Genomic DNA, 1,421 nt, shown 5'->3' on the forward strand with positions numbered 1-1,421 from the left:
ACTTTTCGTGCGGCGCCGTCGTCGTGTGCCGTCCGCCACACACGGCACCACTGGTCCTACCGGTCGGTAAGTGCAGCTTGTAGGGTGTATCCGGGTCGTGGGGTTACAGTTTGTTTCCTCCGGTGTCGAGGGTATTCGTACCGGACGGTTGTTCTTCCTGGGGGATGGGTGTTTGTGGATTCGGCGACTCCTCGCAGCGCGACGTACGATCGATGGACCGACCCCAGGAAACACCTCTGGCTGTACGGACTCGTCGTCCCTCTGAGCCCGTTCCTCGCCTACCTGCTCGTCGAACACCTGAAGTTCGGCGTCTTCTGGGCTGCAGGTGCACTGATCATCGCCGTCATCTGCCCGCTGGTGGACGCCTTCGCGCGACTGGACACGAGCAATCCGCCCGAAAGCATGATGCGGACGCTCGAGAACGACCGGTACTACCGCTACTGCACCTACCTTTACCTCCCGCTGCAATATGCGGGCCTGGCCTTCGGGTGCTGGATGTGGGTGTCGCAGCCCATGGGCGGCGCCGAACGGTTCGCGATGGCCGCCACACTCGGCATCGTCGGCGGTGTCGGGATCAACGCGGCGCACGAGCTCGGGCACAAACGCACCACCATCGAGCGGCGCCTCGCGAAGATCGCTCTCGCCCAGTCGTTCTACGGCCACTTCTACGTCGAACACAATCGTGGGCACCACGCGCGCGTCGCGACCCCCGAGGACCCGGCCACCGCCCGCATGGGGGAGAGCTACTGGTGTTTCCTTCCCCGCTCGGTGTTCGGCAGCCTCCGCTCCGCGATCCGCTACGAGAAGGGCCGGCTCGAACGCCGCGGCACGTCGTTCTGGAATCTGCGGCACAACGACATCCTGAACGCGTGGGCGCTCAGCGTCGTCCTCTTTGCCGTGCTCATCGCGGTGTTCGGCTGGGCGATCACTCCGTGGCTGGTCGTCCAGGCTGTCATGGCCGTCATGTTCCTCGAGGGCGCCAACTATCTGGAGCATTACGGGCTGCTGCGCGACAAGCGACCCGACGGCGGCTACGAACGCGTCCAGCCCCAGCACAGCTGGAACAGCAACCACGTCTGTTCCAACCTGTTCCTCTACAACCTGCAGCGTCACAGCGACCACCATGCCAACCCGCTGCGCCGCTACCAGACCTTGCGGTCGATGCCGCAGGCGCCGCAGCTACCCGCCGGTTACGCCGTATTGATCATCCTGGCCCTGTTTCCGCCGCTGTGGCGGCGGGTCATGGACCCGCGACTGCTCGATCACTACGGCCATGATCTGACGCGGATCAACATCCAGCCTGCGAAGCGAGCGGCAATTCGGGCACGATACGGTGGTCGTGTTTAGGCGCCGGGTCGGGGAGACCGCGCCGTTCCTGTGATGCGCACGCCCGTGCGGATCACGCGCGCCCGGGGAGATGA

1 protein-coding gene is annotated in these 1,421 nt (G+C 65.0%); it reads left to right on the forward strand.

The features are described from left to right. Positions 1-174 precede the first annotated feature (174 nt). On the forward strand, positions 175-1,347 hold the full coding sequence (locus tag GON09_RS22320) for an alkane 1-monooxygenase (protein WP_213933781.1): 1,173 nt from the start codon (positions 175-177) through the stop codon (positions 1,345-1,347). The last annotated feature ends 74 nt before the right edge of the window (positions 1,348-1,421 follow it).

It is taken from the genome of Rhodococcus sp. B50 (assembly GCF_013602415.1).
Classification (GTDB): Bacteria; Actinomycetota; Actinomycetes; order Mycobacteriales; family Mycobacteriaceae; genus Rhodococcus.